Source organism: Streptomyces sp. P17 (genome assembly GCF_032436805.1).
In the GTDB taxonomy this organism is placed as follows: domain Bacteria; phylum Actinomycetota; class Actinomycetes; order Streptomycetales; family Streptomycetaceae; genus Streptomyces.
This window is the reverse complement of the sequence record NZ_JAVRBF010001325.1, coordinates 1-246: the sequence shown is the minus strand read 5'-3', so window position 1 is coordinate 246 and position 246 is coordinate 1. Positions and strand designations below refer to the sequence as shown.

The window sequence follows — 246 nt, the reverse complement described above, 5'->3', positions numbered from 1 at the left end:
GTTGCTCTCGCTGAGAGCTTACCTCAACAAGTGCAAGGAATGGTGTTTCTCGATTGGATAATGACGCAACCTGATCCGGCATTTTTTTATTCTGTGCAACACATGCAGCGTCCTGAACTCTGGGTAGCGGCACGTGATGCTTTGTTTAGCTTTTGGCTTGGCGGCATTGTTCACCCGCAGGTTAAACATCATTTAACCGTTGATATGGCGATGGAGGATTTCCGGGTATGGCAGGCTGGCGGTGTG

Annotated in this window: 1 pseudogene; it reads left to right on the top strand. The window is 49.6% G+C overall.

The window, feature by feature from the left end:
• Positions 1–30: 30 nt before the first annotated feature.
• Positions 31–246: pseudogene (locus RMT89_RS44850) on the top strand (hypothetical protein); the annotation flags it as partial.